Raw genomic sequence first — 10,178 nt, 5'->3', positions numbered from 1 at the left:
CCCTACGGCGACGTGAACCGGTCGCTCCTCACCGCGGCCGAGGTGGTCACGAGCCTGTCGTCGACGAAGACCGGCAACGGGTACTGGATCTTCACCTCGGCGGGCCGGGCCATCCCCTTCGGTGACGCCGTCTTCCATGGCGACATGAGCAAGGTGAAGCTCAACGGTCCGGTACTCGACTCCATTCCCTCGTCTTCGGGGAACGGCTACTACATGGTTGCCTCCGACGGCGGGATCTTCACCTTCGGTGACGCCGAGTTCAAGGGCTCCATGGGCGACAAGCCGCTCAACAAGCCGGTGCAGTCGCTCGTGCCAGACGCCGACGGCGTGGGCTACTGGCTGGTCGCCTCCGACGGCGGCATCTTCGGCTTCGATGCCGCCTTCCACGGTTCCGCTGGGGGCGGTCAGCTCAACCAACCAATCGTTGGGATGGCGGCCGCGTAGGAGGAAGCTGGATGTCGCTGGTCGTCGGCACCGCGCCCGCACCGGTTGTGCAGTGACGGTTTCGGCGGATGTCGGCGATCCCGTGAGCTCCGAGGCGGACGAGCGACATGACGGTCACGTCTCGAAAGATTCGAACCGTCTCGGCCTCACCAGGAAGGCACAGTGCAACGTCGATCTCCACCAGTGCTAATCGTTCCGGGTCGTTCCTACGCCCGCTCGAGGCCGGGGTGGAGCGAACTCGGACTCCTCCCAGCGGCTGAGGTGTTCCTGGCCATCGGTTTCGCTGTGCGCCCCGGGTCCCTCGAGAGGCTCCTCTCAGTCCGAAATGACGCCACGAGCGGCCACAACCATGCAGTACAGGGCCGAACCAACGACCCCACCGTGCCAGGCGCAGCAGCGTGCGACACAGAAGCGCGCGTCCCGCTCGATAATGCGCGCACCGATCGATGGCCAGGGTGTGGATGGCGTCACCGCCAAGCCGCCCGACTTCGGCACCTACCGAGTGCCCGGTATCGATCGTCCCGCCCAACCCCAGCTGGGGTCCAGGGCCGCCCGGGATCTGGCGGTCTGATCGTGTTGCCCGGTCGAGTCACGAACTAGCGCCCCGTGTGATGGCGCTGCCGGCTGGACATCCAGATGGCGGCACGACTGCGGCAGCTCAGGCGAGGCTCTCCTCCCAGGCCCGGTGCAGCTCCCGGTAGCGGCCGTCGCGGTCCAGCAGGTCGGCCGGCGCACCGTCCTCGACGATGCGGCCGCCGTCCACCACGATCACCCGGTCGGCTATCTCTACCGTCGACAGGCGGTGGGCGATGATCACCGCCGTTCGGTCGGCGAGCAGGTTGGCCAGTGCGTCCTGCACGACGCGCTCGGACGGCACGTCGAGGGACGACGTTGCCTCGTCGAGCACCAGCACCCGGGGATCGGCCAGGAAGGCCCGGGCGAAGGCGACCAGCTGGCGCTGGCCGGCGGACAACCGGCTGCCTCGTTTGCCTACGGGGCTGTCGTAGCCGCCGGGAAGGAGGCGGAACAGGTCGTGGGCCCCGACGGCGGCCGCCGCCGCCTCGATGTCCTGGCGGGACGCGTCGGGCCGCCCGAGGGCGATGTTGTCGGCAACGGAGCCGCTGAAGAGGAAGCTCTCCTGGGTCACCATGCACAGCGCCTGCCGGAGGTCGTGGTCGGCAACCGAGCGGAGATCGACGCCGCCGAGCGTCACGCTGCCGGACGTCGGGTCGTAGAAGCGGGCCAGCAGGCGGGCGATGGTGGTCTTTCCCGCGCCGGTCTCGCCGACGACGGCCACCGTCTGGCCGGACGGGATCCCGATGTCGATCGCATGGAGCACGGGGCGCCCCGGCGCGTACACGAAGCCCACCCGATGGAAGCGGACGTCCAGGCCGCCGTCCGGCAGGAGGACGGGCACCGCCGGCTGGGCCACCTCCGGGCCCTCCTCCAGCACCCCCGACAGCTTCTCCAGGGCGGCCGACGCCGACTGGAAGCTGTTGAGGAACTGGACGAGGTCCTGCATCGGCTCGAAGAACCGGCGAACGTACAGCAGGATCGCGGCGAGGGCGCCGACCGTGGTCGCACCGTCCATCACCCGGAATGCGCCGACGGCCAGGGTGACGGCGAGGGTCACCCCGCCGATCGCCCGGGTGCCCGGCCCGAAGACGGCGGCTAGCCGCATGCCCCACCGGTTGGCGTCGGCGTACCGCTCGTTCAACTCGCCGAAGATCCTCTGGTTCCGGTCTTCGCGGCGGAAGGCCTGCACGACCCGTATGCCCGCCATCGACTCGACGAACTGGACGATCACCAGGGCCACCGCCACCCGGCCCGCCCGGTAGGCCCGCTCTGCCTGGCGCCGGAACCAGAGGGTGAGGGCGAGGAGGGCGGGGAACGAGAGCAGCGCCACGAGGGCCAGCGGCACATCGAGCAGCAGCATGAGCACGGCGGTGGTGAACACCGACAGGAGGGCGAACACCAGCTGGGCCACACCTGAGCTGAGCAGGTCGCCCAGAGCCTCCACGTCGGAGCTGAGGCGCGAGATCACCCGGCCACTGGTGTAGCGCTCGTGGAAGGAGATGCTGAGGACCTGGAAGTGGGCGAACAGCCGCGTCCGGAGGTCGAGGAGCACGTCCTGGCCCACCCGCGCCGACGTGCGCACGAACACGGCGGTGAGGACCGATTCGGCGGCGGCGGCGAAGAAGAAGACGGCCACCACGACCAGGAGGGTGCTCGACCCGCCGCCCCGCTGGATGGCGGGGATGCCGCGGTCGATACCGATCTTGACGAGGAAGGGGCCGGCCATGGCGGCCAGGTTCTGGGCCACCGACACCATGCCGAGGAGAAGTATCGACCCGCGGTGGGGCCGCAGGAGCGACGCCAGCAGTCGACGGCTGCGTGCGCGCAGGAACGCCGTGAGCCCGCCGATGGCGTCATCGGCGGACTCCGCCGCCACCCCGCGCCAGGCGACGTCGGGCGAACCCGCCGGCTCGCCCGCCATCAGCTCGCCATCTCGGTTCGATCGACGGGGCGGCGGGGCCAGTCCGCCTCACCCAGCCAACGCCGGTACGCAGGTTCTGCTCGGACCAGCTCCGTATGGGTGCCCACCGCCGTGACACGGCCGCCGTCGAGGAAGGCGATCCGGTCAGCCAGGGCGAGGGTCGAACGTCGGTGAACGGCGATGAGGGCGGTGGTGCCGGCCAGCACATGGGCGAGGGCGCGCTCGACCAGTGCCTCGGTGTGGATGTCGAGCGAGGACAGCGGGTCGTCGAGCACGAGGACGGCGGGGCGGCCGACCACCGCCCGGGCCAGGGCGAGGCGCTGGCGCTGGCCGCCCGAGAGGGTGAGGCCCTGTTCGCCGACGCGGGTATCGAGGCCCCAGGGCAGGTCGTGGACGAAGCGTGCCTGGGCGATGTCGATGGCGGCCTCGACGTCGTCCTCGGTCGCGTCGGGCGATCCCAGCAGAAGGTTCTCGCGCACGCTGGCCGAGAAGAGCAGGGGATCGTCGAAGGCGACGCCCACGTGGCGGCGCAGCGCCGCGAGGCGCAGGCTGCGCACATCGTGGCCGTCGAGGCTGACGCTGCCCTCGGTGACGTCGTAGAGCCGCGGCACCAGTTGGAGCAGGGCCGTCTTGCCGGCGCCGGCACCGCCCACCAGTGCCATCGTCTCACCCGGCCGCACCTCGAGGTCGACGCCCCGCAGCGTCCACCGGTCGCTTCCCGGGTGCCGGAAGCCCACACCCTCGAAGCGAAGAAGACCCGACGACGCTTCGAGGGACACGGCGTCTGTGCGGTCGGCGATGTCGGGCTCGGTGTCGAGGACCTCGAACACCCGGCCGGCGGCGGCCGAGGCCTCCTGGGCGTCGGCCAGGATGCGGCCCAGCGACTCGATGGGCCACACCAGCATGAGGACGAGGGAAATGAAGGCGACCAGTCCCCCGAGGGTGAGGTCTCCGTTGCCCACGGCCAGGCCGCCCACGAGGAGCACCGTGCCGAGGGCGAGGTTCGGCACCAGGTCGATAAGCGGCCAGAAGCGGCCTTGGAGGCGCGCCGCCTCGAGGGCCGACGCCCGCAGGCGCTCGGCGCCGTCGGCGAACTGCGCCTCGACGGCGGGCTGGCGGCCGAAGGCCTTTATCACCCGGATGCCGGCGGCCGCCTCCTCCACCAGCGTGGCGAGGTCGCCCTGGCGGTCCTGGACCTGACGGGCCACCCCGCGGTAGCTGCTCCGGAACCGCGACGAGATGACGGCCAGAGGCAAAAGCGAGGCGCCGACCAGCGTGGCCAAGGCGAGGTGCAGGCGGGCCAGGAGGCCGATCACCACGAGGAAGGTGATGGTGTTCACGACCGTCATCACCAGGCCGAAGCTGATGAACCTCCGGATGACGTGGAGGTCCCCCATGGCCCGCGACAGCAGCTGGCCGGACTGCCACTCGTCGTGGAACGAGGGCGGAAGCCGCTGGAGGTGGACGTATAGGTCGTCCCGGAAGGCCTGCTCGAACCCGGTGGCGGACCGAGCCTGGAGCCGGCGGCGGAGGAAGGCGGCGAACGCCTCGAACAGGCCCAGGACGAGGACGAGGGAGGCGAGGGGCAGGATCGCCGAGCGCTCGCCGTCAGGGATGGGGCCGTCGACCACCCGGCGCACGACGTGTGGCACGGTGATGGCGGCTCCCACGCCGAGCACCGACGCGCCGGCCATGGCCCACAGCTGCCACCTGTAGGGACAGAGATAGGGCCGGACGCGCCAGAGCGGGGGAGCGGTCATGCGATGGCTCGACCGTACCGCCGGGGCGCCTCCGGCCAAGAATGGATTTCTGGGTTACTCCTCGGGAGGTCCGTCTGGCCCCCGGCAGGAGTTGAGGGAGTGCATCACCTAAGAAGCGGGAAGCGCATCATCGCATCGCAGCACGCTCGCTACCGGAGAACACCTCCGATCTGAGTCGAGTCAGCACCACCCGACGCTCCGATCGGGGGCGTTAGCCGGCGCCAGCACGGCGCGCTCTCCAGCACGCGATAGGTGCAGCTCCCGGAGCCGCCGGCTGGCCGCGAGAGACTCGACTCAGCTCGTCGAATTGGGGGTACTGGCGTGGATTCTGTTCGCACTCGGTTGAGCGGACCTGTGATCGGGTGTCGCGATGCCTGCCGGCTCGCCGAGTTCTACGCCTCGCTGCTGGGATGGACCGTGATCGATCGCTCGGAGAAGTTGCCGGGCGGATGGTCGTTGGTCCGGTCACCCACCGGGGGCCGAAAGCTCGAGTACCAACGAGAACAGCCCTTCGTGCCGCCGGTCTGGCCAACCATCGCGGGCAAGCAGCAGATGGGCATGCGCCCGGACATGCCACCCTGGCGGTGGAGGGCGTCTCGTTCACCTATCCGGGGTGCGACCGGTCGGCGCTCGACGGCGTGTCGTTCGAGCTCCATGCCGGCGAGGTCGTCGCCCTGGTGGGCGAGAACGGCTCCGGGAAGACGACGCTGGCCAAGCTGCTCTGCAACCTGTACCAGCCGACGTCGGGCCGGATCACCTGGGACGGCGTCGACGTGGCCACGTGCGCGCCTTCTGACGTCGGCCGCAACGTCGCGGTCATCTTCCAGGACTTCGTCCAGTACTTCATGTCCGCGGCGGACAACATCGCGGTGGGCGACCACACGGCGACCCACGACCGGCCCCGGGTGGAGGCCGCCGCCGCCCAGTCGGGCGCGGACGACTTCCTCGCCGCCCTGGCCGACGGGTACGACACCATGCTCGGCCGCCAGTTCGAAGGGGGCCACGAGCTGTCCATCGGGCAGTGGCAGCGCGTCGCACTGGCCCGCGCCTTCTTCCGGGCCGCGCCGCTGCTCATCCTCGACGAGCCCACGGCTGCCCTCGACCCCCGCGCCGAGCACGCGTTGTTCGACCGCATGCGGGCGCTGTCCGCCGGCCGCACCGTCTTGCTGATCTCCCACCGGTTCTCGAGCGTGCGCTCGGCCGACCGCATCCTGGTGCTACAGGAGGGGCGCCTCGTGGAGCAGGGCGACCACGGATCGCTGATGGCAACCGGTGGCGTGTACGCCGACCTGTTCACTCTGCAGGCGTCCGCCTACTCCGGCGCGACGCCTGCGTAGGCAGGCCGGCGCTTGGCCCGGCACTCACCTCGCGCCGCGCACAGGCCTACAAGAAGCGCCGATAGGTCCGGCTGCTGGTTCTGCCGCCGCCGCGATATCGAGCGGCCGATATGGAGCGTCCCTGACCGGCTCCTCGGGGATGGTCGGCCGCGTCGACCAGGCCGCACGTTATGAGACATGTGCTCAGCGTCCGACGCGCAATTCGAGCCATCCTTGGTCGCCGGGCGGCGTTGGCTCATGGGTGGTGGTGATGCGTCGGTGATGTTGGTCCCGTGGCTCAAGTGGCGATAAAGCCGCGGATGATCGCGGCCACCATGGCCGGGGCGCTCTTGTACGCAAAGTGGCCATGCCCGTCCAGAATGTGGATGCTGGCGTTGGGTAAGGCGGCTGCGGCCCTCTTCGTGCAGGCGGCGAGCTCGAGGTCGGTGTCAGAGCCGATCAGCATCAGGGTGGGCGCGCTGATCGCATCGAACTGGCCGGCTTGGTACACCCAGCTGTTCTCGACTCGGCACTCGCGGGACAGCGCGGGTGCGGAGGCGACGACGTTCGGCCACCGGGGGCTGGTCTTGAAGGCCTCGAAATCGTCGTCGGTCATGACGCCGGTGTCGACGAACGCGGCGCGGATTGCGCGCTCGGGGTCTCCGGCTGCCACAGCCTGTTCGATGGCGTCGATCGCGCCTGGCGGGTAGGTCAGGCCGAAGCTGGGCTCGTAGAGGACGAGATGGCCGACGCTGGCGGTAAGGGCGGCGCCGCCCATGGCTGGGTTGCATCCGTAGCTGTGGCCCCACAGGGCGACGGCGCTGCCGATACGCGCCGCGACGGCGTCGACGACGGCTGCCACATCTTCGAACTCACGCTCGATGGCGTACGGCGCTGTGTCGCCGCTCGCACCGGAGCCTCGGCGGTCCATGGCATAGGTCGTCACGTGCGCCCGCAGCTCCGCCACGAGGGGATCGAAGGTGGAGTGCTCGCTCGGGGAGCCGTGGACCAGGACGAGGGCGGGCCCGTCACCGTCGACCCACACGGCTAGCGGTGTTCCGTCCGACGAGGGGACATCGAGGCGGGTTGTGGTTGCTCCGGTCGATCCTGTGTCGCTCATCGCGTTCCCCTACCCTGGACAGGTCTGGACGTTGACCAGTCTTTGGTCAGTGAGAGCGTGGCGCATTCGGCGTTCACCCCATCTCCAATGGCGTCAGGGTGCCAGCAGGCCGTGTTCCATGGCGAACAACGTGGCGCCGGCGCGGGTGGCGACCCCTGCCTTGGCATAGATGTGCTCGATGTGGCGGCCCACCGTCTTGGGCGAGATCCCCAACGTGGCCGCCACCCGCTTGTTGGCCTGACCGCGCGCGATCAGGCGTAGCACGTCGACCTCGCGTTCGGTGAGGCCCGCGGGCCGGTCGATGCGAGGCTGGCGGCTGGCCTGGCCGGCAGCGGCGAGCACAGCGTCGACCTCGGCCCGCCCGAGGCGGCCGGCGTCGACCTCGTCGAGGAGCCGCGTCGCGGCAGCGGACGGCTCGAACGCTGTTCGGTGGGGACGTGCCTCGGTCAGCGCGTGGTACATGTCCGCGGCCGCCAAGATCCGGGCGCCGACCCCGAGCTGGTCACCGCCAAGGCCCCGGTGGTAGCCGGATCCGTCGGGTCGTTCGTGGTGGCGAGCGGCAACGGCCGCGAACGGTTCCAGCAGCCGGCAACGGGACAGCACCCGCTCCCCCAGATACGAGTGGAGTCGTACGCGCTCCCACTGGTCGGCGCTCAGCGGCCCCGGGTGGTCCCAGATGCCGGATGCGACACCGACCTTGCCGATGTCGTGCACCATCCCGGCCCGCCGCAACGTCGCCGCGTCCTCGTCGGACAGCCCAGCTGCGGTCGCCGCCGCCCCTGCGAGGGCCCCGACGCCTGTCGAGTGGCCCAGGAAGAACGGGGACTTCAGGTCCGCGAAGTCGGCCACCGCTCTCAGCGCGCCGTCGACCCGGCCGTTCTCGATGGTGAGCACCGGCGCCGGCTCGGCCTCGAGGACTGCGGCACCCGGGTCGTCGCCGATGCCGGCCAGCCAACCTTCCCCGTCGCCCGAAAGCCCATCAACCACCGCGGGGTCATGGGCGCGGCCCCGCCGGCGGGCGAGCACCTCGGCCGCGGTCGCCCACCCCGCCTGCCGAGCCCACAACTCGGCGTCGCGGGCGACAGCCACGACCCGAACGGCCACCGGCACGTCCTCGCCCGCCAACCCGTCCGGGTAGCCCTTGCCGTCCCAGCGCTCGTAGGCGTGAGCAAGCGAGTTGCACACCGACGCCGGCATGCCCAGACGCGTGGCCAGGCGGGAGGCTGCTTCGCAGTGGGCTGACAGGCTCCGCCGCTCCCCTCCTGGATCTCCCAGCGCCCGGGCGACACGCCCGATGCGCTGGGGGATCGGCAGGTCCGCGGCGAGGTGGCGAACCAGAAAGCGCACGCCTTCCCCGGGCTGGGCATTCAGCATCGGCGCGAACGTCGCGTTGAACGCCACGTCGTCGCCTCCGGCGAAGACGGCCGCCTCCGATGCGTCGGAGGTGCAGCCCAGAAACCGCAACAACGCCACGTGATACACGCACGAGCGCGCCCCGTCGTCGAGTCCCAGAGCCTCGGCTGTCTTCAACGACAACCAGCAGGTGCGAAGCCCATGCTCGAGTGGTTGGCCAGTGCCGAGATCGGTCGCCAGCGACAAGGCGACGGCCAGCTCGGCCAACCGCTCCCTCGAAACCTGCTCGCCCACCCCACCACTCTTCCAGATGTTCCACCCGAGACCCGGGGGTCTCTCACCCTCAAGGCGGTCGCCATCCTGGACCGGCTGACAGCTGTCTGCTCGCCGGCGACCTCCTACTGACGGACGGCCCTACACTGGTCGTGGAACGCCGTGAGCCGCGCAACCCACTCGTCGGGATGGGTGGCGTGAGGGATGTGGCCGGCTCCCTCCAGGACTTCCACTCGCGCCGCTGGTACCAGTTTCCGGAGCTCGGCGATCACGGCAGGGAACAGCTTGGGGCTCTCGGTGCCGTGGGTGAACAGCAGGGGCACCGCCGTCTTGGCCAGCGCGGCGTTGTCGATCGACAGGGCTGTCTGGTCGGCCAGCTCGTCGAGGTAGGTGGGAGCGTTCGCCTCCAGAACCGCCCGGAACGGACCGGGGAGCTGCTCCCAGGAGCCCGGCCCGAGAGCCACGTGCTCGATGAAGTGCTCCGCAGCGCCGCGGTGGTCCCCCGAACTGATCAGGTCCCGCACGACCGCCAGGTTGGCGTCTGCGGCGCCCAGCTCGTCGACGAGCGCCTGATCGCGCGTCCCCTCGAGAAGGCCCCACAGTGGCGGCTCGTGCACCGAGGCAGTGGCGACCAGGTCGGGCCGCTCAGTGAGGAGGGTCAAGGTGATGTTGGCACCGTAGGAGTTGCCGGCGACGTGCACGGGTTCGTCACTCACCCGTTCGATCAACCCCGCGAGATCGGCGGCATCCTCGGCACGACTACCAGGCCCATCGCCCGCCTGGCTGCGGGAATGACCGCGCCGGTCCCACACCGCGACCCGGTACCGCTCGGCCAACCCCGCCACCGCCGGCTCCCAGCCCGTCCCGTCGGTCCAGGACCCGTGGGTCAGCACGAGGCACTCGCCCGCCCCCGCCGCCTCGTAGAACAGCTCCACACCGTTCACCATCGTGGTCGCCATCGCCTTCTCTCCTTCGGTCGTTCGTCCGGCCAGACAACGATCCCTGAGGCAGCGACAACGCACATCGGGCGTTCACCCCATCACCGGGGTCCGCCGCGGATCGGATCAGGGACGAGGTGGATCGCACCCCGACGGTCCCAGGCGAACGTGTCCAGAACGCGCCACCAGACAGGACGGCGCTGGTAGCACAACACGCCGGATTGGGGACGCGTGAGCTAAGCGCCGATAGGTCGCGGTCGCGCCGGAAGGCGGACCGCGTATCGAGCGCGTGATATGTGCGCCGGCCCGCTCCCCGTCCCGCCGCCCTCATCGTCCGCGGCCGGCGCGGGTCACACCCGTGCCCCGCCACGTGAGGGGCGTTCCCGAGCGGTGCCGGCGTCGTCAGCGGCTGCGGCGCTGAGCACAACCGGGCGGTCGCCTCGCATGAGTACGCCGGAAGTCCTGCGGTCGCGGTAC

At 70.4% G+C, this 10,178-nt stretch carries 7 protein-coding genes; 2 read left to right on the top strand and 5 right to left on the bottom strand.

The genetic code is table 11. The features are described 5' to 3' along the window. Nucleotides 1-444 (top strand): hypothetical protein (locus VM242_12975; GenBank protein ID HVM06076.1); only part of this gene is annotated, 444 nt, incomplete at its 5' end. 658 nt (nucleotides 445-1,102) lie between these two features. Here VM242_12975 and VM242_12970 read toward each other — a convergent pair. Next, nucleotides 1,103-2,941, bottom strand: coding sequence for an ABC transporter ATP-binding protein (locus tag VM242_12970; GenBank protein ID HVM06075.1), 1,839 nt, complete (start codon nucleotides 2,939-2,941; stop codon nucleotides 1,103-1,105). After that, nucleotides 2,941-4,701: an ABC transporter ATP-binding protein gene (locus VM242_12965; protein HVM06074.1), complete on the bottom strand. Its 1,761-nt coding sequence runs from the start codon at nucleotides 4,699-4,701 to the stop codon at nucleotides 2,941-2,943. Before VM242_12965 ends, VM242_12970 begins: the two co-directional genes overlap by 1 nt. A 584-nt stretch (nucleotides 4,702-5,285) precedes the next feature. Between VM242_12965 and VM242_12960 the strand changes: the two genes are divergently transcribed. Next, entirely contained in the window at nucleotides 5,286-6,038 is a 753-nt protein-coding gene (locus VM242_12960; GenBank protein HVM06073.1) for an ATP-binding cassette domain-containing protein, read from the top strand. 277 nt (nucleotides 6,039-6,315) lie between these two features. Here VM242_12960 and VM242_12955 read toward each other — a convergent pair whose 3' ends face one another. The 3 genes from VM242_12955 to VM242_12945 form a co-directional block, all read right to left on the bottom strand. Then, nucleotides 6,316-7,137, bottom strand: a complete 822-nt coding sequence (locus VM242_12955; GenBank protein ID HVM06072.1) for an alpha/beta hydrolase — start codon at nucleotides 7,135-7,137, stop codon at nucleotides 6,316-6,318. Between the two features lie 93 nt (nucleotides 7,138-7,230). Next, complete coding sequence (locus VM242_12950; protein HVM06071.1) at nucleotides 7,231-8,784, bottom strand: HD domain-containing phosphohydrolase; 1,554 nt, start codon at nucleotides 8,782-8,784, stop codon at nucleotides 7,231-7,233. A 104-nt stretch (nucleotides 8,785-8,888) separates the two neighbouring features. Next, nucleotides 8,889-9,722 carry an alpha/beta hydrolase gene (locus tag VM242_12945; protein HVM06070.1) on the bottom strand — a complete coding sequence of 278 codons (834 nt, stop codon included), beginning with the start codon at nucleotides 9,720-9,722 and terminating at the stop codon, nucleotides 8,889-8,891. Nucleotides 9,723-10,178 lie beyond the last annotated feature (456 nt).

The organism is Acidimicrobiales bacterium (assembly GCA_035540975.1).
In the GTDB taxonomy this organism is placed as follows: domain Bacteria; phylum Actinomycetota; class Acidimicrobiia; order Acidimicrobiales.
The sequence above is the reverse complement of the archived record's forward strand: the minus strand, read 5'-3'. Positions and strand labels throughout refer to the sequence as shown.

Bases quoted from the DNA above. Each gene is read 5' to 3' on its own strand.
- VM242_12955 (HVM06072.1), bottom strand. From the start codon at position 7,137: ATGAGCGACACAGGATCGACCGGAGCAACCACAACCCGCCTCGATGTC.
- VM242_12970 (HVM06075.1), bottom strand. From the start codon at position 2,941: ATGGCGGGCGAGCCGGCGGGTTCGCCCGACGTCGCCTGGCGCGGGGTG.
- VM242_12965 (HVM06074.1), bottom strand. From the start codon at position 4,701: ATGACCGCTCCCCCGCTCTGGCGCGTCCGGCCCTATCTCTGTCCCTAC.
- VM242_12945 (HVM06070.1), bottom strand. From the start codon at position 9,722: ATGGCGACCACGATGGTGAACGGTGTGGAGCTGTTCTACGAGGCGGCG.